Here is a 21,495-nt window from a genome sequence, read left to right on the forward strand (position 1 = left end):
CCCCGACCATGACCGACCACTCGACCACTCCGGCTCCCGCCCAGGATGAAAACCGCTTGATCGCCGAACGGCGCGCCAAGCTGGCCAAACTGCGCGAAACCGGGGTCGCGTACCCCAACGATTTCATCCCGGACGCCCGCGCCGCGGCCCTGCATGACAAGTACGACGGCCAGGAGCAGGAAGCCCTGGCCGCCGCCGCCGTCACCGTCAAGGTCGCCGGCCGCATGATGCTCAAGCGCGTCATGGGCAAGGCCAGCTTCGCCACGCTGCAGGACAGCACCGGCCGCATCCAGATCTACCTGGACCGCGGCACGCTCGGCGAAGACGTCTACGCCGCGTTCAAGCAATGGGACATCGGCGACATCATCGCGATCGAAGGGTCGGTCTTCAAGACCAACAAGGGCGAACTCTCGGTGCACGCCGCGTCCGCGCGCCTCCTTTCCAAGTCGCTGCGCCCCCTGCCCGACAAGTTCCACGGCGTTGCCGACCAGGAACTGCGCTATCGCCAGCGCTATGTCGACCTCATCATGACCGACGCCACGCGCCGCACGTTTGAAGCGCGCAGCAAGGCCGTGGGCAGCATCCGCCAGTTCATGCTGAACGCGGGCTTCCTCGAAGTCGAAACGCCCATGCTGCACCCGATCCCGGGCGGCGCGGCGGCCAAGCCCTTCGTCACGCACCACAATGCGCTGGACATGGAAATGTTCCTGCGCATCGCGCCCGAGCTCTACCTCAAGCGCCTGATCGTCGGTGGCTTTGAACGCGTGTTCGAAGTCAACCGCAACTTCCGCAACGAAGGCGTCAGCCCGCGTCACAACCCCGAATTCACGATGATGGAGTTCTACGCAGCCTTCGCGGACTACCGCTGGCTCATGGACTTCACCGAAGAGCTGATCCGCCAGGCCGCCATCTCGGCCAGCGGCAGCGCCGTCCTGACCTACCAGGAACGCGAGCTTGACCTGTCCAAGCCCTTCGACCGCCTGACCATCTGCGAAGCCATCCTCAAGTACACCGACGGCTACACGCAGGCCCAGCTGGATGACCCGGCGTTCGTGCGCGCCGAACTGAAGAAGCTGGGCGCCGACGCCGACGGCCCCGTGCTGTCGCGCGCCGGCCTGGGCGCGCTGCAACTGGCGCTGTTCGAAGAGACCGCCGAAGCCAAGCTCTGGAACCCCACCTACATCATCGACTACCCGGTCGAAGTCTCGCCGCTGGCGCGCGCCTCCGATACCCGCGAAGGCATCACCGAGCGCTTCGAACTCTTCATGACCGGCCGCGAAATCGCCAACGGCTTCTCGGAGTTGAACGACCCCGAAGACCAGGCCGAACGCTTCCGCTCGCAGGTCGAAGCCAAGGACGCCGGCGACGAAGAAGCCATGTTCTACGACGCGGACTACATCCGCGCCCTGGAATACGGCATGCCCCCGACGGGCGGCTGCGGCATCGGCATCGACCGCCTGGTCATGCTGCTGACCGACAGCCCCAGCATCCGCGACGTCATCCTCTTCCCGCACCTGCGCCGTGAAGACTGATCGTCGGCGCGCGTCATGATCTTCAAGATCCTGATGCTGCTGCTGGTCGTGGCGGGGCTGGTCTACTGGATCAAGCAACCCCGCCGCATCCAGCCGGGCGCGCCCTATCGCGCCGTCCCCGCGCGGCGGCCGGTATTCATCGTCCTGTGCGTCGCCACCGCCATCTCGCTGATCGCCGCCATTCTGACCGCCTTGCTCTGGATGGGCGGCGTGGCAGGCGGCGTCACCGGCGGCGGCTATCACGGCGAAGCCGATTTCCTGCTGCCGGTTGCGGCCTCGCTGCTGGCCTTGTCGGTGGCCTGCGCCGTCGGCGCATTCCTCAAGCGGCGGGGTTAGGGTCCACGGGCCACCTGCCCGCACCCGCCGGCAACGCCGGCAATGACGCCTGCAGCATGGCGTCGATGAACGCGGCGGGCGCCAGCCTGCCGCCCGGCTTGTACCACTGCACCGTCAAGTTCATTGCGCCCAGCACGCATCGCTTGATGACGCGTGCGTCCCCCTGCAGCAATCCCGCTTCCACCGCCCCCGCCACCACCGACTGCCACATCGCCTCGTAGCGATCGCTCAGCCCCTTCACGGCCGCCTGACTGGGCGCGGACAGGCTGCGCCATTCGTACACCAATGCGTTCATCGCGTCCCCGCCCGCGCCGTGCAGCATGCTCCACATGTGCACGCGGAACAGCGCCGCCAGGCGGTCCTCCGGCTCGACATAGCTGGCCAGCGCCTTGCCGCCCAGGTCGATCACTTCCTGGATGCCGTTGTTCATGACGGCGACCAGGATTTCCTCCTTGCTGCGAAAGTGATGGAACAGACTGCCCGATTGCAGCCCCACGGCCTTGGCCAGTTCGCGCACCGTCGTGCGCTCGTAGCCATGCTTGCTGAAAAGCCGGCCGGCGGCCAGGACCAGTTCCCGCCGCCGCTCGGTCTCCGCGCCATCGTCCCGCGGCGCGGCGGTCCCGGTCTTGTCCATGGCGCGTCAAACCCTCTGGATGATGGTCGCGGTCGCCATGCCGTGGCCGATGCACATGAGCTGCATGCCCAGCTCGCCTTCGGTCGCCTCCAGTCCCGCCAGCATCTTGGCCATCAGACCCGCGCCCGTCGCGCCCAGCGGATGGCCATGCGCAATCGCGCCGCCCCACGGATTCACACGCGCCAGGTCGGCGCCCATTTCGCGCTGCCAGGCCAACACCACGCTCGCAAAGGCCTCGTTGATCTCGATCCAGTCGATGTCCTCCAGCGCCAGGCCCGCGCGCGACAGCGCCTGCCGCGCCGCCGGGATCACACCCGTCAGCTGCATCACGGGATCCGACCCCACCACCACCCGCGCCAGGAATCGCGCCCGCGGCAGCAAGCCATCGGCCAGGGCCGTATCCTTCTCGGCCAGCAGCACCGCCGCCGCGCCGTCGGCGAGCTGGCTCGCATTGGCCGCGGTGACGCCGCCCTGACCCGGCGGCCGCAACGCCGGCGCCATGGCCGCCATGCGGGCCGCGTCCGTGGTCTCGCGGATGCCCTCGTCGCGCGGCGCCGGCGTGCCGGGCAGCAACTCCGCATGAAGTCCGGCGCTGGCAGCCGCCCAGGCCCGCGCGTGGCTCTCCCGCGCCCACTGATCCATCTCGGCCTGCGACAGCCCCCAATGGCTGGCGATGCGCTCCGCGCTCTCTATCTGATGGATCAGCGGATACCGCGCCAGCAGCGCCGGGTTCAGCGATTCAAAGCCGCGGAATTCCGACTGGCCCAGCGTCACGTCCAGGAACATGGGCACGCGGCTCATGCTCTCGACGCCGCCCGCGACCACGTAGCGCATGTCGCCCGCAGCGATGGCCTGCGCACCGAAATGCACGGCCTGCTGGCTGGACCCGCACATCCGGTTGAGCGCCACGCCCGGCACGCTCTCCGGCAGCCCGGCCAGCATGGCCGCCAGCCGCCCGATGTTGGCACCCTGCTCCCCCGCCTGGCTGACGCATCCGGCGATCAGGTCCTCGACCTTGTCGCCCGGCAGCGCCGCGCGCGCCAGCAGTCCCTGCACAGTCTCGGCCAGCAGCGCGTCCGGCCGCGTCTGCGCCCACCATCCGCCGCGCCGCCCGAACGGCGTGCGCACGGCTTCCAGGATCACGGCTTGATTCATGCCGTCGTCTCCTCAACGTAGAGCGTTTCAATTTCGTTGGCGTACGCGCGGTAGATGCTGGCGCGCCGCACCTTCATCGTCGCCGTCACCTCGCCGTCGTCGTGGTCCAGTTCCTTCGTCAGCAGATGGAAACGCTTGATCTGCGACACCGGCGCCAACCCGGCGTTGGCCCGCGCGACCTCCTGCTGCACCAGCTCGCGCACTTGCGGGCATTCGGCCAGCGACCGGAAATGCGTGAATGCGATGCGCCGCGATTCGGCCCATTTGCCCACCGTGTCGAACTCCAGCTGGATCAGCGCAGACACGTACTTCCTGCCGTCGGCGATGACGATGCATTCCTTGACGTATGGGCTGCCCTTGACCGCGTTCTCGATTTCGGACGGCGTCAGGTTCTTGCCGCCTGCGGTGATCATGATGTCCTTGAGCCGGTCCACGATGCGCACGCGCCCGGCCTCCTCGGCCACGACATCGCCCGTGTGCAACCAGCCGTCGCGCACGGTGTCGGCCGTCGCTTCAGGGTTTTTGTAATAACCCTGGAACACCATGTCGCCGCGCACCAGCAGTTCACCGGATTCGCCGATGCGCCATTCCACGCCCAGGATCGGCTCGCCCACCGTGCCCACCTTCACGCGGTCCGGATGCTGGCCAAAGATCATCCCTGTCGACTCCGTCAGGCCGTACACCTCGACCAGCGGCACGCCCAGCGTCCGAAAGTAGCGCACGACGTCCGGCGGGATCGGCGCGGCGCCCGTCATCGCCACCCGCACGCGCCGCAGTCCGATGAAGTTCTGCAAGGCGCGCAGCACCAGCCAATACCACAGCCAGTGCGTCAGCCGCTCGCCCAGCCGGTACTGCGCGGGGGACTTTTCCAGGAACGGCGCGCATTGCGCCAGCGCGCGGCCGTACAGCCACCGCTGCACCGCGCCGGCCTCCTGCATCTTGATCGAAATTGCGGCGTGCAGCTTTTCCCAGATGCGCGGCACACCCAGGAAAATCGTCGGCGCGACTTCGCGCAGGTCTTCCTGCACGGTGCGCAGCGACTCGCCAAAATTCACCTGCGAGCCCAAATAGATGGGCACGAACGTGGACAACATCTGCTCGGCGACGTGGCACAGCGGCAGGTACGACAGGTGCACGCTGGACGCATCCATCGACAGGCGATCGGCAATGCCGGGCGCCACACCGCGCATGTTGCGATAGCTCAGCATCGCGCCCTTCGGCTTGCCGGTCGATCCAGACGTGTAGATCATCAACCCGGTGTCGTCCAGTTGCTGTCCGTCCAGCATGGCGTTCAGCGCGGCCAGTTCCAGCGCCTCGCGCTGGCTGCCGTCGGCCTCCACTTCGGCAAAGGTCACAATGCGCGCCCGATCCGCGTCGGCATACGATCGAAGGCCCTTCGTTTCGATCACCACGATGCGGCGCAGATGGGGCAGCCTGTCCGCGACCTGCAGCACCTTGTCCGTCTGCTCCTGGTCTTCGCACACCACCAGTTCGACATCCGCATGCGCCAGCACGTAGCCCATTTCCTCGGCGGGGCTGGTGGAATAGACGCCCACCGCCACGCCGCCCGCCGCGCAGGCGCCCATCTGCGTCAGCAGCCATTCCACCCGGTTGTCCGAGACGATAGCAACCCGCCCGCCCACGCTAAGCCCCAGCGCGCGCAGTCCCAGGCCGACGCGGCAGGCGCGCTGCCAGTACTGATCCCACGTCATCGGCTTCCAGATGCCGAAGTCCTTTTGCCGGATCGCTACCAAGGACGGTTGCCGGCGCGCCTGCTCGCGCAGCATCTGCGGCAGCGTCAGCGGCGGCCAGTCGCCCGGATCGGTATGCGCGTCCTTCATGACAGCCAGCGCTTGCGGCGCTTGTAGTGCTTGATGTCCCGAAAACCCCGGGCCTCGCCCGAGCCGCCGATGCCCAGATAGAACTCGCGCACGTCCGGATCCGCCGCCAGCTTGTCCGCGGAACCGTCGATCACCACCTTGCCGGTCTCCATGATGTAGCCGTAATGCGCCACTGCCAGCGCCACGGACGCGTTCTGCTCCACCAGCAGCATCGACACCCCCTGTTCGCTATTGATGCGCGCGATGATCGAAAAGATGCTTTCGACCAGCATCGGCGACAGTCCCAGCGACGGCTCGTCCAGCAGCATCAGCGTCGGCTGGGCGATCAGCGCGCGGCCGATCGCCAGCATCTGCTGCTCGCCGCCGGACAGATAACCCGCCAGCCCGCGCCGCCGCTCGAACAGCCGCGGGAAATAACCGTAGACCAGATCGAAGTCCGCGCGTGCCGCCTTCCGTCCGGTCAGCGCATACGTCGCCGCCACCAAGTTCTCTTCCACCGTCAGGTCCTCGAACACGCGCCGGCCTTCCATCACGTGCGCCAGGCCCGATCGCACCAGATTCTGCGGCTTGATGCCCGCCGTATCGCCGCCGCCGAACACGATGTGGCCCCGCACCAGCTCGCCGTCCTCCAGGTCCAGCAGTCCCGACACGGCCTTGAGCGTGGTCGATTTGCCGGCCCCGTTGCTGCCCAGAAGCGCCACGATGCTGCCGGCCGGCACCGACAGGGACAAGCCGCGCAGCACCTGCACCGCCTTGTTGTAGACGACCTCGATGTTGTTGATGTCGAGCACCGCCTTGGGCGGCGCCGTGGCGGTCACGCCCGCTCGCACCTCTGGTCCCCGCGCGTCATGTCCCGGATTCACGGCTGCCTCACTTGAGCACGATCCAGTCGGACGCCGGCACCATCTGCTTCTGCTTGACGTCCGCGCGATAGATCCGGCCCACGGGTATCGAGTTGCCCTTGATGGTGATCGGCACGCCGATCAGCCCGCCCGTATCGAAGTCCTTGATGCCATCCAGCGACGCCTTCATGTTGGCCGCGGTCAGTTCCTTGCCGGCATCCAGCGTACGCTTGGCGACCTCGGAGAACAGCATGGCGGCCAGAAAGCCCTGCATGTAGCCCGTGCTCTGGTACTGCGGCCGCATCTCGCGGATCTTCTTGAGCATCGGCGCGTCGGCCGCCTGATCGTAGTAGTAGCGGTACGGCATCACACCCATGAAGCCCTCGGCATCCTCGCCCATCTGCATCACGGTCGAGTTGTCCATCGTCCAGAACGTGCCCATGTAGCGCGTCTTCAGCCCCATGCGCTTGCCCTGCCCCACGAACTCGGGAATCGGCGCCAGCACGTAGCCATGGAAGATGGTGAAGTCCGGATCCGCGCGGCGCAGCTTGATGACCTCGGTCGACACGTCCACGCTGCCCGGCGGCGTCATGATTTCGGTCGCCACCTTCAAGCCGAGCTTCTCGGCCACTGCACGCGAACTGGCAATCGGGTCGCGGCCGAACTCCGTGTCCGAATACACAAACGCCACCTTGGCGCCCGGCTGCTCTTTGGCGATGTAGCGCAGCAGGATGCCGAACATCTCGGTGTAATCCGGCCCCAGCATGAACTGGGCGGGATACTTGGCCGGGTCGTTGAGTTCGGTCGCAAAGGACGCGCCCGTCATCAGGATGTCGCCCGTTCGATTCAGCTCGGCGTTGATGGTCTTGGAAAAGCCCGTCGAATCGCCGTAGTAGAAATTCACCTTGTTCTGGCTGGTGATCTTCTTGAACGCCGCCACCGACGCGTCCACCTTGTACGCGGTGTCCTCCGGCACGTAACGCAGCTTGCGGCCCTTGATGCCGCCCTGGTCGTTGATGATCTTCACGTAGTCCGTGATCCCGGCGTGGATGCCCTGCCCGGCAAAGGCGAACACGCCGCTCAGCGGGATCGAGCCGCCCAGCACCAGATCCTCGGCCGCCTGCGCGGCGGGCGCCGCCGCCAGTGCCGCCGCCAGGCCCAACGGGGCCAACAATCTCGATAAACCGCTGCCTATCCGGATGCGCTTCATGGTTTGTCTCCTGGGTCTTATAGGTGGCCGCCGTCACGCCGCACGCATTGCGCTACGTGCGAAATGGCCATAGGTGAAAGAATCGGCGCACGCGCCGCCAGATTTCCGCGAGCCCGTGCGGCTCGAAGATCAGGAAGCCCACGATCAGCAGGCCGAAAACAATGGTGCGCACCGGCGATATCAGCCGCAGTGCGTCGCCGCCCACCGGCAGCCAGCCGACAACCAGCTTCAGGAACTCGGGCACCATCGTCATGAAGATGGCGCCCAGGATGGATCCCAGAATCGAGCCCATGCCGCCCACGATGATGGCCGCCAGAAAGAAGATCGACATGATGAGCGGAAAGCTCTCGGGCGTGACCACGCGGAAAAAGTACGCCCACAGGCCCCCCGCCACGCCGGCGTAGAACGAGGACAGTCCGAAGGACAGCAGCTTGTAGCGCAAGAGCCGGATGCCCAGCACCTCGGCGGAAATGTCACGGTCGCGAATCGCAATGAACGCCCGGCCGATGCGCGTGCGGAACAGATTGGCCGCGCCCAGCACCATCAGCACCGTCACCGGCACGATCAGCCAATAGATCTTGAACGAGGTGTCCAGGTCCATGCCCAGGATGCGAGCCGGCGGCACCTGCAGGCCGCTCGTCCCGCCGGTGAATTGCCAGTTGGCAAAGATGAAGTGCGCGATGAAGGATGCAGCAATGGTTGAGATCGCCAGGTACAGGCCTTTCACCCGCAACGACGGAATGCCGACCAGCAGCCCGCCCAGCATGGCGACGATGCCCCCGGCTAGCAGGTTTACGAGAACCGGCGTGCCCAGGTGCAGCTCCATCACCGCCACGGTGTACGCGCCCAGGCCCATGAACGCCGCCTGCCCCAGGCTGACCAGCCCCGTATAGCCGGTCAGGATGTTCAGCCCCGTCGCGCTGGCGATGTTGATGGCGACCAGGCACGCCAGATACAGCCAATAGGCGTTCGCCACAAAGGGAAACAGCACCAGCGAGGCCGCCAGCAGCGCCAGCCACACGTGCTGCGTGCGCGTGTCGAAAAGCGCCTCGTCGGCCAGGTAAGTCTGCTTGGCGGTCGCGATGCGCATGGATCAAAGCCTCTCGATTTCACGGGTGCCGAACAAGCCATAGGGCCTTGCCATCAGCACCACCACCAGCACGACGAACGTGGCCAGCAGCTTGTACTCGCCCCCCAGATACGCGCCGGCCCACGCTTCCAGCAGGCCGATGAAGATGCCGCCAACCAGCGCGCCGGCAACGCTGTCCAGGCCGCCCACGATCACCACCACCAGCACCGACAGCCCGAACACGCCCATCGACGACGAAATCCCGCCGATCGCGCCCACAATCACGCCTGACACCGCGGCAATGGCGCCCGCCGTCACCCACGCCAGCGAAAACACGCGCGGCACGTTGATGCCCATCGCATACGCCGCGCCCTGATCCGACGCGGTCGCGCGCAAGGCCACGCCGCCGCGCCAGTAGCGGAACACCACCAGCACCAGCAGCGCCAGCACCACCGCCACCCAGAAGCCGTAGAACACCTTGGGCGCCACGAACGCCTCGCCCACCATGACGGGCGCGCGCGGCATGAACTCCGGCAGGCGCCGCTGGTCAGCCGTCCAGATGAGCTCGACCGCGCCCACCAGAATCGACGCGAGGCCCACGGTGATCATGAAGACGGAGATCGGCGATTCGCCCAGCATCGGCCGTATCGTCAGGCGCTCGACAACGGCGCCCAGCGCGCCGGACACGACGACCGCGCCGACGATGGCCAGCCAGATCGGCCACTCCATGCCCGTCGCAAACGCGTAGAACACGTAGGCGCCCAGCATCAGGAACTCGCCGATGGCGATGTTGACCACGCGGGTCGCCTTGTACACGATCACGAACGCCAGCGCGGCCAGGGCATACAGGCCGCCGCTGCCCAGCCCGGCCAGCGACACCTCCAGCAGGAACAGCCAGTCCATCAGGCTGCCTCCCGCAACCGCCGGCGCAGATCGCCCACGTCGCCCGCGCCCAGATACGCCTTGATGACCTCGGGATTGGCCTGCACCTCTGCCGGCGTGCCATGGGCGATCACCTGCCCAAAGTTCAGCACCACGACGTGATCCGACAGGTCCATCACCATGCCCATGTCGTGCTCCACCATCAGCACGGTCACGCCCCATTCAGAGCGCGCATCCAGGATGAAGCGCGCCATGTCGTCCGTCTCTTCGCGGTTCATGCCGGCAACCGGCTCGTCCAGCATCAGCACCTTCGGCTGCATCGCCAGCGCCCGCGCCAGCTCCACCCGCTTTTGCAACCCGTACGACAGCGCCGCGACCGGCGCGTGGCGGATATGGTCGATCTCCAGGAAGTCGATGATGCGTTCTTCGATGTCAGCCCGCAGCGACATTTCCTCGCGGCGCGCGCGGCCCAGGTAGAACAGCGCATCCAGCACGTTGGTGCGCAGATGCGCGTGGCGGCCCAGCTTGATGTTGTCCAGCACCGTCATGCCGCGGAACAACGCAATGTTCTGGAAGCTGCGCGCCAGCCCAAGCATGGCGCGTTCCGGCGCATGCACGCGCGTGATGTCGCGGCCCTCGAAGCGGATGCGTCCGGCGGCCGGTTTGTAGAACCCGGAGATCGTGTTGAACAGCGAGGTCTTGCCGGCGCCGTTCGGGCCGATGACCGTGGTGATGGAGCCGGGCGCGACGCGAAAGCCCACATTGGTGAGCGCCTTCACCCCGCCGAACGCCAGCGTCACCCCCTCGGCCTCCAGCAACGCAGGCCTGTCGGACTGATCCACCATTTGTCTCCCCGCTTTTGATGCGAAGTTTTTTTGCCGCCTGATGCGGGCATTTTTTACGACGGTGAACCTGGCGACCCTGCGAGGCAGGTGATGCAACGAACCTGTCTTTACCTTCGCCAGTACAGCGCCGGAAAATCGTTCTATGCGTTACGCTAAGCGAGCTCGAACCCCAACCAAGCAAGCGCTCGGTTCAGACCATAGCATCGCGGTTTTTTGATCGACAGTTGGTATTTACCCGACAACGGAGACTCGCCATGACCCAGGAACTACCGGAGTTCCAGACGCTGTTGCTGGAGACCGACGGCGCCCTCGCCACCCTGACGCTGAACCGCGCGGACGCGCTCAACGCCATCGATGTCGCCATGGCCCGCGACCTGCTGCGGGCCGCGCAGTGGCTCGAAACCCGCGACGCCGTTAAGGTCGTGCTGTTGCGCGGCGCGGGCAAGGCCTTCTGCGCGGGCGGCGACATCAGCATGTTCACGGGCGACACCGAAACGGTGCGCGCCACGCTGTCGGATCTCTTCACGCCGCTCAATGATTTCGTCGCGCGCATTCCGCGCATGGACAAGGTCTGGCTCGCGCAGGTGCACGGCGTGGCGGCGGGCGCGGGCCTGTCGCTGGTGCTGGCTTGCGATCTGGCCATCGCCGAAGCCGGCGCGCGCTTCATGACGGCCTACCTGAAGCTGGGCGCCACGCCCGATGCCGGCATGACGCACGGCCTCATCCGCGCCGCCGGTCCCAAGCGCGCGCTTGATCTTCTGTTGCGGCACGACGCGTTCACCGCTGACGAGGCGCAGGCGTGGGGCATCATCACGCGCACCGCGCCGGCCGGTGAGCTGGCGGCTGCGGCGCAGGCTTATGCGCAGGATCTCGCCCGCCACGCACCGCACGGCATCGCAGGCGCCAAGGCATTGCTGCGCAGCGCCGCGTACGCGCCGCTGGAAACGCAGCTTGCCGAAGAGACCGCACGCTTTCTGCAGTCGGCCGCACGGGCGGACTTCGCGGAGGGCGTCGCGGCGTTCCGCGAAAAGCGTCCTCCCCGTTTCACCGGCCAGTAGCGCTAGCGCGCCTCGGCGACGCTGGCCCAGTCGGGCGCGCGCTTCTGCACAAAGGCGCTCAAACCTTCGTGCGCTTCCGGCGTGGCAGCGGCGTTGCAGAACACCTCCACCGCCGTCGCGACCCGGCGCCGGTACTCGTTGTCGTTGCTGTACACGAATGCGCGCCGTCCCATCGCCAGGACTTCCGGGGGCTTGGCGGCCAGCGACCGCGCCAGCGCGCGCGCTTGATCCAGCAGCTCGGCCTCCGGCGCCACGCGCGTCACCAGACCCATCCCGTGCGCATCGTGCGCGTCGAAGGTGCGGCCGGTGAACAGCAGATCGAACGCCCGGTGCTTGCCCACGATGGCCGGCAGATGCACGTAATGAATGGCGGGAAGCACACCCACATCGATCTCCGGATAACCGAACGTCGCGGTGTCGGCGGCCACGATCATGTCGCTGGAAATCGCGACCGTCATGCCGCCGCCGCGCACCGCGCCCGACACGACGGATATCGACGGCTTCGTCAGATTGAACTGCGCGTCATACAGCTTGATGTAGAGCCGCGTCAGCAACTCGCGCACGCGCGCGGGCGTGCTTTGCAGCAGCTGCTTCATATCCAGTCCCGCGCAGAATCGGCCCGGCAGACCGCTTGCCAGCAGCACCGCGCGCACGGACGGATCCGCATTGGCCTCGTCCAGCGCGCCGATCAGCGCGTCCAGCACGTCCACGTCCAGCGCGTTGACGGGCGCATGGCACAGATGAATTTCCGCAATGCCGTCCCGGACCTCATAACGCAAGGGACTCATTTCGCATCTCCGTGGGCGGCGTGTTGCTGCACGCTGCCGGTTGCCAGCATCGCTGCGACCTCCGATTCGTCAAAGCCGAGTTCCGCAAGGATCTCGCGGCTGTGCTCGCCAAGCATCGGCGCGGGCCGCGCAGCGACCCGCGGCTGCCGTCCGAAGCGCACGGGCAGGCCTACGTTGCGCACCTCGCCCAGGACCGGATGCTGGCTGGTCACGATCAACTCACGCGTCGCGACCTGCGGATGCGCCAGCGCCTGGTCCAACGTGTGAATGGCGGAACAGGCAATGCCCGCCGGCTTGAGCAAGTCCAGCCATTGCGCCACCGTGCGCGTCTCGATGCACGACTGCACCAGGGCAACCGTCGCATCAAAGTTGCGAACACGTTCGGCATTGGTCGCAAACGCCGGCGCATCCACATAATCCTGCAGCCCCGCCGCCGCGCAGAAACGCCGCCACTGCGCGTCGTTGCCCACCCCCAGCATCAGATCGCCATCGGATGCGCGAAAGGCCTGGTAAGGGCACATGGCCGGATGCCCGGTGCCCATGCGGCGGGGCACCTTGCCCGTGCGCCAATAGTTCTGCGCCATGTAGGACATCAGGCCCAACGACGTATCCAGCAGCGACACGTCCAGATACTGCCCCTTGCCCGTCTGGCCGCGCTCCAGCAGCGCCGCCAGAATCCCGCTCAGCGCAAACGAACCGGTGCCCAGATCCACGGGCGAAAAGCTGGCACGCGCAAAATTGCCGCCCGGATCGCCCATCGTGCTGATCATGCCGCTGAAGGCTTGCAGCATGACGTCGTAGCCGGGCTCCTCGCCCATCGGGCCCTCCCGGCCATAGCCCGAGATCTCGCAGTACACGAGGCGCGGGTTGATGCCAGCGAGCGTCTCGTAATCCACGCCCAGCCGCGCGGCGGTCTTGCCGCCAAATCCCTGAAGCACGACGTCGGCCTGCGCGGCCAGGCGATGCACCACCGCCCGCCCCGCCTCGAACTTCAAGTCCACCGCCAAGCTGCGCTTGTTGTGATTGACGGCCAGAAAGGTCGCGGATTGGCCCGCATCCTGCGGCAACCACGCCCGCGTGTCGTCCCCGGTGCCCACCGGTTCGACCTTGATCACGCGCGCGCCCAGCTCGCCCAGATACTGCCCGCACAGCGGCCCCGCCAGCACCTTGCTCAGGTCCAGGACCGTAATGTTCTTCAATGGAGTCATGCGATGCCCGCCTGCCGTGTTCACTGTTCCGCCTTCAGCCCGATGGTGTTCGCCGCCTGCGTCCAGTGCGCGGTTTCCTGCTTGAAGAAGTCATCCAGCTTGGCCGGCGCCACCTGAAAGGCCTCGGCCCCGCGCTCCTGCATCGCTTTGCGGTACGCGTCGCTGCCCACCACCTTGGCGACCGCGGCGCGCAGCTTCTGCACGACGTCGTCCGGCGTGCCCGCGGGCGTCTGCAACGAGAACCAGAACTTCAAATCCAGGCTGGGATAGCCCGCCTCTTTCAAGGTGGGCACGTTCGGCAGCAACGGCGATCGTTCGGCGGACGTGATGGCCAGCGCCTTCAACCGGCCGCCTTGCACCTGCCCGATGCTGGTGGACATGCTGTCGAAGAGAAAGTCGACCTGCCCGCCGATCACATCGGTCACGGCATTGGCGCTGCCCTTGTAGGCCACACCCACGGCCTGAAAATTGGCCAGCTTCTGCAGCGACGCGCCGTACACGTGCGGCGAGCTGCCAGGACCGAACGTCGCGTAGCTCAGGCCGTGCGGCGCGCTGCGCCCGCGCTCGACCAGCTCGGCCAGCGTGTTGACGGGCGTGCGCTCGGGGTTCACCACCAGCAGGTTCGGCATCGCGCCCGTCGTGCCGACCGGCACATAATCCTTCAGCGGATGCATCCTGGCGCTGGGATACATCAGCGGATTGATGGCCTGCATGGCCACCGTGTTGTGCATCAGCGTGTAGCCATCGGCCGGACCATTGAGCACGCTCTGGTAGCCCACGTTGCCGCTCGCGCCCGGCTTGTTCTGCACGATGACCTGCTGGCCCAGTTCACGCGCCAGCGGCTCGGCCACCAGGCGCGCGATGAAATCCGTTGGCCCTCCTGCTGAGAACGGCACGACCAGCGTGATGGGCTTGGAGGGCCACGCTTGCGCAAACGCGGGCGCGGACAGCGCCGAGCAAGCGAGGCAGGCGGCAAACAGTTTGTTGAGCGTCATGATGTCTCCTGTGGTTCTTCTTGGATGACGCCCATTATCGGAAGCGGATTGCTATATTAGAAATACCGTTTAAATATGCGGGCCATAACAAAAAAATGATGGCCCGCTTTTTTTTTTGAGATCCTTCATGTCCATGTCCATACGCGCGATGCAATGCTTTGTCGCGGTGGTGTCAACGGGTTCGATCAGCCGCGCCGCCACGGCGCTGCATGTGGCCCAGCCTGCGCTCAGTTTGCAGATCCGCAATCTTGAAGAAGATCTGGGCGTCGTTCTGCTGCAACGCAGCGCCCGCGGCGTCACGCCCACCGCGGCGGGCACGCGCCTCTTGGCTCACGCGCGTGAAATCCTCGGCCGCATCGACGCGGCGCGTGCCGATGTGCGAGAAGACCTCAACGCGCCGCGTGGCACGGTGTCGCTGGCCATGTCGATGTCCATGGCCAAGCTGCTGACGGTGCCGCTGATGCGGTTCAGCCTCGCCCACTGGCCGGGCGTCTACTTGAAGATCATCGAGTCCAGCACGGGCTACATCCCCGGCTTCGTGAGCTCGGGCCATGCCGATCTGGGACTGACATTCAGCGATGAAGCGTCCGTCGATCTGCGTTTCCAGCATCTGATCGACGAGGAGCTGGTGGTCGTATCACCGCCCCTGGCAAAACGCGGCAAACGCGCATCATCAGAGCTGGCTGCGCTGCCGACCATCAGCCTGCGCGCCCTGTCCGCGTTGCCTTTGGTGCTGCCGGGCAATCCGCACAGCCTGCGACGCTTACTGGATCAATATCAGCAGCGCGAACAGGTCGAATTCCGCGTCATTGCCGAAGCCAACGCCATCCCGCAGCTGATCGAGCTGGCGCAGGCCGGCGTCGCCCATACGATCCTGTCGTTTGAAGCCGTACGCCAGGAGGCCGAGCGCGGCCTTGTGCAATTGCGGCGGATAAGCCGGCCCCGTCTGACCCGCCCGGTATTCCTGTGCCGTTCCGACGTGCTGCCGCTGTCGCTGGCGGCCGCAGCCGTCGCGGACCGCGTCGCCCGCATCATCACCGACGCGGGGCCTGCCGCGGCGCGCGCGTAGCGCTCAGACGATCCGCTTTTCGACCGCTTGCGCCCAGCGGCGCGCGACCGTGGGCGACGTGGCGCAGGTGGCGGACTCGGTGACGACGCGCACCGCCCGTTCCAGCAGCTGGATATCGGCCTCGTGCTGGCGTGCGACGTGGGGGTCTTCAAAGAAGATGACGCGCTGGCATTGGTGCTCAAGCACCAGCTCCGCAATCTGCGCATCGCCGCCCAGCGGGCCGCTCAGGTAGCGATGCACCCACGGCGTGTCCTTGGGCCAGCCGCGCGACCACGCCAGCTCATTGAGCCGGCCGCCGGTCGTGCCGGTGGCCACGCGCCGGGCAAAGCGCGACAGCACATCGAAATGCTCGCTGGCAAACGCCACCATCTCGTCCTTGAGCGCGTCGTGGGCAATCATCGCCAGCGTCTGACCCGAGAAACTGAAATGGCGCGACACGGATGCATCCGGCGCCAGCCCGGCGTGTATGCGTTCGACCTCCATCCATTCGATGGCGCCCGCCAGCGTCGAAATGAACGGACGGCCATGCGTGATGCACTGCCGCTTGAGCGCCAGCGCTTCGGGAAAAATCGACGACGGGTCAACGGGATCGATCAGGTAAATCGCGCCATCAAACGGCGCCTGGCCGTCACGACCTTCGGTCACGCGCGCCACCAGCTTCATCAGGCCGCCCTCGCGGCCGTACGGGTAACGGATCAGACCGGGATAACCCTGCAGCATGCCCTCGCGCACGATCGCATCATGGGTGCGCCCCACCGTGTGCAACTGCACGCCCAGCTCGCGGATGGTGGACGAACACGCACGCAGCCAGGTGAACAGGGCAGCATCGGGGGTTTCATGGTGCAAACGATTGGCGGCCAGGCCAAAACGCAATTGGGCAGCGGGCATCGGTGGACTCGGCTGGAAAGGACAAACAAACGGATCCCCGATAATACCGTGGCGCGCGCGACGCGAGCATGTCATGCGCGAGACCGCGCCCGAAGCCGCCCGCAGCCTGGCGGCTTCGCCCAAAAAAACGCTCCCGACAGGGAGCGTCTTGTGCAGCCACGATCAGTCGGCTTCTTCGATCCAGGCCATCTGAATGGCCTCCAGGATCTTCTCGCCGCTGTGGGCGGGATCGTCGCTGAAGCCCGGCAAGGCCATGACCCATTCGCGCAACTGCGTAAAACGCAGCACCTTCGGGTCCACGTCAGGGTGCGCGTCGTACAGCGCAGCCGCAATCTCGTAGGTGTCGGTCCACTTCATCAATGGCCCTCTTTGGCGTGATTGATCGTGTACTTGGGAATCTCGACCGTCAGGTCGGCATCGGTCACCAGCGCCTGGCACGACAGACGCGACGTGGGGGTCAGGCCCCAAGCCTTGTCCAGCAGGTCTTCCTCGTCGTCCGTGGCGTCTTCCAGCGACGAATAACCCTGCTTGACCACCACATGACAGGTCGTGCAGGCGCACGACAGTTCGCAGGCGTGCTCGATATCGATGTGGTTGTCCAGCAGCACGCGGCAGATCGACACGCCCTTGGGCGCATCTTCGATCACGGCGCCTTCGGGACAGTAGTCGGGATGAGGCAATACAGTCAGTTTCGGCATAACTTCTTATCAGGCGATTTCGTCTAGTTTGCGGCCGGCCAACGCGGCGCGGATGCTGCGGTCCATGCGGCGTGCGGCAAAGTCGTCGGTCGCGGCGGACAGGGCCTGCACGGCTTGCGTGACGGTGTCCACGTCCTGCGCCTGCTGCGCCGCGATCGCGGCGTCCAGGCACTCGTCCACCCGCTTGCGTTCTTCCGGCTCGAGCAGGTCGCCGTCAACGGCCAGCGCCGCCTGCACCGATTCCACCAACTGGCGCGCGTCGACCTGCTGCTCTCGCAACATGCGCGCCTTGGCATCCGTGTCAGCCTGCGCCACGCTATCGGCCAACATCTGAGCGATCTCGTCGTCGGACAGACCGTAAGACGGCTTGACGGACACCATTGCCTCGACGCCCTGGCTCTGCTCGCGCGCCGTAACGCTGAGCAGGCCATCCGCGTCGACCTGGAAGGTCACGCGGATACGTGCGGCGCCCGCCACCATCGGCGGAATGCCGCGCAGTTCAAAGCGCGCCAGTGAACGGGAATCCGCCACCAGGTCGCGCTCGCCCTGCACCACGTGGATGCTCATGGCCGTCTGGCCGTCCTTGAACGTCGTGAATTCCTGCGCGCGCGCCACAGGGATGGTGCTGTTGCGCGGAATGATGCGTTCGACCAGGCCGCCCATCGTTTCCAGGCCCAGCGACAGCGGAATCACGTCCAGCAGCAGCCAGTCTTCGCCCGGCGCCCGGTTGCCCGCCAACAGATTGGCCTGCAGCGCGGCACCCAGCGCCACGACCTGATCCGGATCCAGATCGGTCAGTGGTTCCGTGCCGAACACCTTGGCCACCGCAGCGCGTACGACGGGCATGCGAGTCGCGCCGCCCACCATGACCACGCCGCGCACATCGGCCGGCTTGAGCGCCGCATCGCGCAGCGCGCGGCGCGCCGTGTCCAGCGTACGCTCGATCAGCGGCTGGGCCAGCAATTCAAATTCAGCACGGGTAAGCGGCAGTTCGGCGTCGCGCCCGCCCGACAGCGTCAGCTTCAGGCTCGTCACGTCGGCGTCCGACAGCGTTTCACGCGCGGCGCGCGCGGCCATCAGTAAACCGCGGCGCTCGGCGGGCGACAGTTCGCCCAAGCCGAGCTTCGCCACGGCGTGATCCGCGATCAGGACATCGAAGTCGTCGCCGCCAAGCGCCGTATCGCCGCCTGTGGAAATCACTTCGAACACGCCCTGCGTCAGGCGCAGGATGGAAATATCGAACGTGCCGCCGCCCAGGTCATAAACGGCGTAGACACCCTCGGCGGCATTGTCCAGCCCGTAGGCAATGGCGGCCGCAGTCGGTTCATTCAACAGGCGCAGGACATTCAGGCCCGCCAGGCGCGCGGCGTCGCGCGTGGCCTGCCGCTGTGCGTCGTCGAAATACGCGGGCACGGTGATCACCGCACCCACCAGTTCGTCGCCCAACACGTCTTCGGCACGCTGGCGCAGCACTGCCAGGATCTGCGCGGACACCTCAACCGGGCTCAGGTCGCCCTGCGCCGTGCGGATCCGGACCATCCCGGGAGCATCGACAAACTCATAAGGCGCGCGCGTTGCCTGCGCCTCTTCCAGCGACCGGCCCATGAAACGCTTCACGGACACGACCGTGTTCAGGGGATCTTCGGCCTGCTGGGCCAGCGGCTCGCGGCCCGTCGTGACCTTGCCGCCGGGGAAATAGCGCACCGCCGACGGCAGCAAGGCATGGCCTTGGGCATCGGGCAGCACTTCAGCCACGCTGCTGCGCACGGCAGCGACCAGCGAATTGGTGGTGCCCAGGTCAATCCCGACCGCCAGCTTGCGCTGGTGCGGCGCGGGCGATTCACCGGGCTCGGAAATCTGCAATAAGGCCATGATTCTGTTTTTCTGGTCAGTAGGCCGCGCCGGACAGGCGCCCATGTCGGGAACGCCCCAGCGCGCCGTTGGCTATCCCGCGGGCTGCACGTGGGCCAGCTCCTGCGCCAGCTTTTCCACGAACATCCATTCCCGCACCTTGCGCCCGGCCGCCGCGTAATCGCGTTCGTCATCCAGAAGGCGCGTCAGCGTGGCGCGCATCTCGGCACGCGCCTCGTCCAGTTCGGCTTGCAACGCGTTCAGAACGCTGGCGTCGTCGCGCCCGTCATCCAGCATCTCGCGCCAGGTCATCTGCTGCATCAGGAAAGCGCCGTCCAGGGACGTGTTGCTTTCGGTCTGCAGGTCCACGCCGGCCTGCTCGCACAGGTAGCGGGCCCGCAGCAGCGGATCCTTCAATTCGCGATAGGCCTCGTTGGCCCGTGCCGCCCATTGCATCGCCACGCGGCGTTCCGCAGGGCTGGCCGTGGCAAAGCGGTCGGGGTGCACCTTCGCGGCGACGGTGCGCCAGGCGTGCTCAAGCGCCTGGCCGTCCAGGTCGAATCGTGCCGGCAAGCCAAACAGGCTGAAGTGATCGTCACCAGCCAAGACTTACACCGTGAACGACTCGCCGCAGCCGCAGGTCGCCTTCTCGTTGGGGTTGCGGAACTTGAAGCCTTCGTTCAGGCCCTCGCGGGCGTAGTCCAGCTCTGTGCCATCGAGATACGACAGGCTCTTGGGGTCAATGAAGACCTTCACGCCAAAGCTCTCGAAGACGACATCTTCCGCTTCGACCGCGTCGACATACTCCAACTTGTAGGCCATGCCGGAGCAGCCCGTCGTCCTAACGCCGAGCCGCAAGCCGATACCCTTTCCGCGCTTCTGCAAGTAGCGGCCGATGTGGGTGGCAGCCTGTTGGGTCAGGGTAACGGACATGATCAGCCCGCCACAGCTTCGGCGGTGGCCGAATGCTTTTCTTTGTAGTTCTGCACCGCGGCCTTGATCGCGTCTTCGGCCAGGATGGAACAGTGCACCTTCACCGGCGGCAGCGCCAGTTCTTCGGCGATCTGCGTGTTGCGGATGTTCATGGCTTGGTCCAGCGTCTTGCCCTTGACCCATTCGGTCACGAGCGAGCTGGAGGCGATGGCCGAGCCACAGCCGTAGGTCTTGAAGCGCGCGTCTTCAATAACGCCAGCTTCGTTCACCTTGATCTGCAGCTTCATCACGTCGCCACAGGCCGGCGCGCCGACCATGCCGGTGCCCACCGAGTCGTCCGACTTGTCGAACGAACCGACGTTGCGAGGGTTTTCGTAGTGATCCAGAACTTTGGTGCTGTAAGACATGTTAATTCTCCACGTATATCAAGGCGCGGGCGCTTAGTGCGCGGCCCACTGCACGGTGTTCAAGTCGATGCCTTCCTTGGCCATTTCCCAAAGCGGCGACATATCGCGCAGCTTGCCAACCCGGCTCTTGATCAGTTCGACCGCAAAGTCCACTTCCTTCTCGGTCGTGAAACGACCCAGCGTGAAGCGGATCGAGCTGTGCGCCAGTTCATCGTTGCGGCCCAGGGCGCGCAGCACGTACGACGGCTCCAGGCTGGCCGAGGTGCAGGCCGAACCGCTGGAAACCGCAAGCTCCTTGATCGCCATGATCAGGGACTCGCCTTCGACGTAGTTGAAGCTCACGTTCAGGTTGTGCGGCACGCGCTGGTCCATGTCGCCGTTCAGGTAGACCTCTTCGATCTCCGACAGGCCATTCCACAGGCGATCACGCAGCATGCGGATGCGCTCGTTCTCGGTGCCCATTTCTTCGCGCGCCAGGCGGAAGGCTTCGCCCATGCCGACGATCTGGTGCGTGGCCAGCGTGCCCGAGCGGAAACCGCGCTCATGACCGCCGCCATGCATCTGCGCTTCGATACGGATACGCGGCTTGCGGCGCACGTACAGCGCGCCGATGCCCTTGGGGCCGTAGGTCTTGTGGGCCGAGAACGACATCAGGTCGACCTTGAGCTTTTGCAGGTCGATTTCCACCTTGCCGGTCGCCTGAGCGGCGTCGACGTGGAAAATGATGCCCTTTTCCCGGCAGATTTCACCCAGCGCTTCCACGTCCTGGATCACACCGATTTCGTTGTTCACCATCATCACGGACACCAGCACGGTGTCGGGACGCAGCGCAGCCTTGAACACGTCCAGGTCGATCAGGCCGTTGTCCTTGACGTTCAGATAGGTGACTTCGAAGCCCTGGCGCTCCAGCTCACGACAGGTGTCCAGAACCGCCTTGTGTTCGGTCTTGACCGTGATGATGTGCTTGCCGCGCTCGGCATAGAAGTTTGCCGCGCCCTTGATGGCGAGGTTGTTGGATTCGGTGGCGCCGGAGGTCCAGACGATTTCGCGCGGGTCGGCATTGACCAGCTTGGCGACTTGTTCGCGGGCGCGTTCGACGGCCTCTTCGGACTCCCAGCCAAACGCATGACTGCGCGACGCCGGGTTGCCGAAGTTCTCGTACAGCCACGGCACCATGGCATCAACAACGCGGGGATCGACAGGCGTCGTGGCCGAATAATCCAGATAGATCGGACGGGTGGTCATTTCTACAAC

Annotated in this window: 23 protein-coding genes; 4 read left to right on the forward strand and 19 right to left on the reverse strand. The window is 65.9% G+C overall.

Features of this window, described 5'->3' with window-relative positions; genetic code table 11:
- Positions 1-8: 8 nt before the first annotated feature.
- Together lysS and B3098_RS25300 are read left to right on the forward strand one after the other, a co-directional pair.
- Complete coding sequence (gene lysS, locus B3098_RS25295; protein ID WP_286899767.1) at positions 9-1,532, forward strand: lysine--tRNA ligase; 1,524 nt, start codon at positions 9-11, stop codon at positions 1,530-1,532.
- A gap of 15 nt (positions 1,533-1,547) precedes the next feature.
- On the forward strand, positions 1,548-1,868 hold the full coding sequence (locus tag B3098_RS25300) for a preprotein translocase subunit TatB (RefSeq protein WP_175138337.1): 321 nt from the start codon (positions 1,548-1,550) through the stop codon (positions 1,866-1,868).
- Here B3098_RS25300 and B3098_RS25305 read toward each other — a convergent pair.
- From B3098_RS25305 to B3098_RS25340, 8 genes are all read right to left on the reverse strand, one after another.
- Positions 1,852-2,502, reverse strand: a complete 651-nt coding sequence (locus B3098_RS25305; RefSeq protein WP_175138338.1) for a TetR/AcrR family transcriptional regulator — start codon at positions 2,500-2,502, stop codon at positions 1,852-1,854. The genes B3098_RS25300 and B3098_RS25305 overlap by 17 nt on opposite strands.
- Positions 2,503-2,508: 6 nt before the next feature.
- Positions 2,509-3,657 carry a thiolase family protein gene (locus tag B3098_RS25310; RefSeq protein ID WP_279972151.1) on the reverse strand — a complete coding sequence of 383 codons (1,149 nt, stop codon included), beginning with the start codon at positions 3,655-3,657 and terminating at the stop codon, positions 2,509-2,511.
- Entirely contained in the window at positions 3,654-5,498 is a 1,845-nt protein-coding gene (locus B3098_RS25315) for an AMP-dependent synthetase/ligase (protein WP_286899769.1), read from the reverse strand. The genes B3098_RS25310 and B3098_RS25315 overlap by 4 nt, the downstream gene beginning before the upstream one ends.
- The gene (locus tag B3098_RS25320) at positions 5,495-6,289 is read right to left on the reverse strand and encodes an ABC transporter ATP-binding protein (protein ID WP_370647810.1); all 795 of its coding nucleotides are present in this window, start codon (positions 6,287-6,289) and stop codon (positions 5,495-5,497) included. The genes B3098_RS25315 and B3098_RS25320 overlap by 4 nt, the downstream gene beginning before the upstream one ends.
- A gap of 79 nt (positions 6,290-6,368) precedes the next feature.
- On the reverse strand, positions 6,369-7,550 hold the full coding sequence (locus tag B3098_RS25325; RefSeq protein ID WP_056318909.1) for an ABC transporter substrate-binding protein: 1,182 nt from the start codon (positions 7,548-7,550) through the stop codon (positions 6,369-6,371).
- 52 nt (positions 7,551-7,602) lie between these two features.
- A complete protein-coding gene (locus tag B3098_RS25330; RefSeq protein ID WP_175123391.1) occupies positions 7,603-8,640 on the reverse strand; it encodes a branched-chain amino acid ABC transporter permease in 1,038 nt (345 codons plus the stop codon).
- Between the two features lie 3 nt (positions 8,641-8,643).
- Positions 8,644-9,522 carry a branched-chain amino acid ABC transporter permease gene (locus tag B3098_RS25335; RefSeq protein ID WP_175123392.1) on the reverse strand — a complete coding sequence of 293 codons (879 nt, stop codon included), beginning with the start codon at positions 9,520-9,522 and terminating at the stop codon, positions 8,644-8,646.
- Positions 9,522-10,346 carry an ABC transporter ATP-binding protein gene (locus B3098_RS25340; protein WP_286899772.1) on the reverse strand — a complete coding sequence of 275 codons (825 nt, stop codon included), beginning with the start codon at positions 10,344-10,346 and terminating at the stop codon, positions 9,522-9,524. The genes B3098_RS25335 and B3098_RS25340 overlap by 1 nt, the downstream gene beginning before the upstream one ends.
- Positions 10,347-10,600: 254 nt before the next feature.
- Here B3098_RS25340 and B3098_RS25345 point away from each other — a divergent pair, with 254 nt between their 5' ends.
- Positions 10,601-11,404, forward strand: coding sequence for an enoyl-CoA hydratase/isomerase family protein (locus tag B3098_RS25345; RefSeq protein WP_286899774.1), 804 nt, complete (start codon positions 10,601-10,603; stop codon positions 11,402-11,404).
- A gap of 2 nt (positions 11,405-11,406) precedes the next feature.
- Here the strand turns inward: B3098_RS25345 and B3098_RS25350 are convergent, their stop codons facing one another.
- The 3 genes from B3098_RS25350 to B3098_RS25360 are packed head-to-tail and all read right to left on the reverse strand — an operon-like array spanning position 11,407 to position 14,395.
- The gene (locus B3098_RS25350; protein ID WP_286899775.1) at positions 11,407-12,192 is read right to left on the reverse strand and encodes an enoyl-CoA hydratase/isomerase family protein; all 786 of its coding nucleotides are present in this window, start codon (positions 12,190-12,192) and stop codon (positions 11,407-11,409) included.
- Positions 12,189-13,400, reverse strand: a complete 1,212-nt coding sequence (locus B3098_RS25355; RefSeq protein ID WP_286899776.1) for a CaiB/BaiF CoA transferase family protein — start codon at positions 13,398-13,400, stop codon at positions 12,189-12,191. Before B3098_RS25355 ends, B3098_RS25350 begins: the two co-directional genes overlap by 4 nt.
- A gap of 20 nt (positions 13,401-13,420) precedes the next feature.
- Complete coding sequence (locus B3098_RS25360; RefSeq protein WP_286899779.1) at positions 13,421-14,395, reverse strand: Bug family tripartite tricarboxylate transporter substrate binding protein; 975 nt, start codon at positions 14,393-14,395, stop codon at positions 13,421-13,423.
- A 127-nt stretch (positions 14,396-14,522) separates the two neighbouring features.
- Between B3098_RS25360 and B3098_RS25365 the strand changes: the two genes are divergently transcribed.
- Positions 14,523-15,464, forward strand: a complete 942-nt coding sequence (locus tag B3098_RS25365; protein WP_286899780.1) for a LysR family transcriptional regulator — start codon at positions 14,523-14,525, stop codon at positions 15,462-15,464.
- Between the two features lie 3 nt (positions 15,465-15,467).
- Here B3098_RS25365 and B3098_RS25370 read toward each other — a convergent pair whose 3' ends face one another.
- The 8 genes from B3098_RS25370 to B3098_RS25405 all read right to left on the reverse strand — a co-directional run bounded on the left by B3098_RS25370 (position 15,468) and on the right by B3098_RS25405 (position 21,486).
- Positions 15,468-16,352, reverse strand: a complete 885-nt coding sequence (locus tag B3098_RS25370; protein WP_286899783.1) for a methylglyoxal synthase — start codon at positions 16,350-16,352, stop codon at positions 15,468-15,470.
- A 162-nt stretch (positions 16,353-16,514) separates the two neighbouring features.
- On the reverse strand, positions 16,515-16,709 hold the full coding sequence (gene iscX / locus B3098_RS25375) for a Fe-S cluster assembly protein IscX (protein WP_175123399.1): 195 nt from the start codon (positions 16,707-16,709) through the stop codon (positions 16,515-16,517).
- Positions 16,709-17,050, reverse strand: a complete 342-nt coding sequence (gene fdx / locus B3098_RS25380; RefSeq protein ID WP_013394592.1) for an ISC system 2Fe-2S type ferredoxin — start codon at positions 17,048-17,050, stop codon at positions 16,709-16,711. The genes iscX and fdx overlap by 1 nt, the downstream gene beginning before the upstream one ends.
- 9 nt (positions 17,051-17,059) lie before the next feature.
- On the reverse strand, positions 17,060-18,922 hold the full coding sequence (gene hscA, locus B3098_RS25385) for a Fe-S protein assembly chaperone HscA (RefSeq protein WP_286899788.1): 1,863 nt from the start codon (positions 18,920-18,922) through the stop codon (positions 17,060-17,062).
- Positions 18,923-18,994: 72 nt separating this feature from the next.
- Positions 18,995-19,507, reverse strand: a complete 513-nt coding sequence (hscB, locus tag B3098_RS25390; RefSeq protein WP_286899790.1) for a Fe-S protein assembly co-chaperone HscB — start codon at positions 19,505-19,507, stop codon at positions 18,995-18,997.
- Positions 19,508-19,510: 3 nt separating this feature from the next.
- Positions 19,511-19,834: an iron-sulfur cluster assembly protein IscA gene (gene iscA / locus B3098_RS25395; protein ID WP_175123402.1), complete on the reverse strand. Its 324-nt coding sequence runs from the start codon at positions 19,832-19,834 to the stop codon at positions 19,511-19,513.
- Positions 19,835-19,836: 2 nt separating this feature from the next.
- A complete protein-coding gene (iscU, locus tag B3098_RS25400) occupies positions 19,837-20,241 on the reverse strand; it encodes a Fe-S cluster assembly scaffold IscU (protein WP_175123403.1) in 405 nt (134 codons plus the stop codon).
- Between the two features lie 33 nt (positions 20,242-20,274).
- The gene (locus B3098_RS25405) at positions 20,275-21,486 is read right to left on the reverse strand and encodes an IscS subfamily cysteine desulfurase (RefSeq protein WP_191575565.1); all 1,212 of its coding nucleotides are present in this window, start codon (positions 21,484-21,486) and stop codon (positions 20,275-20,277) included.
- Between the last annotated feature and the right edge of the window lie 9 nt (positions 21,487-21,495).

The sequence above is a fragment of the Achromobacter sp. UBA2119 genome, assembly GCF_002331005.1.
Lineage (GTDB): Bacteria > Pseudomonadota > Gammaproteobacteria > Burkholderiales > Burkholderiaceae_B > Achromobacter > Achromobacter animicus.